Source organism: Mesorhizobium sp. M2E.F.Ca.ET.209.01.1.1, assembly GCF_004010375.2.
Lineage (GTDB): Bacteria > Pseudomonadota > Alphaproteobacteria > Rhizobiales > Rhizobiaceae > Mesorhizobium.
On the sequence record NZ_SADP02000813.1, the window covers coordinates 1 to 319 of the forward strand.

Below are 319 nucleotides of genomic sequence, written 5' to 3' on the forward strand. Positions count from 1 at the left end.
GAAACGCGCTCCGTGCTACCGCGCACGCTGGTGGCGTTGCGGGATTGGGACGGAAAATCCGTGCCGGACGAGCCGGTCTACGCCGCGCTGGCCGGGGATCTGAAGGTCGCCAAAGACAACAGCACCGCAGCCCTGCTCGGCAAGAGGCTGAACTACGAGATTTCAGGCATGCGCAGCCGTGTCCTGGCGGCGGCCAGGATGGTGGAGAAGTCGGACGGCGGGCCCTACAGGGAAAAGTTCATCCAGCTCGGCAAGGAATGGGCCGAGCCGGAAACCTGGGCCGTCATCAAGCGCAACGAGGCTCCCGTCACTCCCTATT

1 pseudogene is annotated in these 319 nt (G+C 64.6%); it reads left to right on the top strand.

Annotation, left to right across the window (positions count from 1 at the left end):
* Positions 1–319: pseudogene (locus EN852_RS41450) on the top strand (ABC transporter permease); the annotation flags it as partial.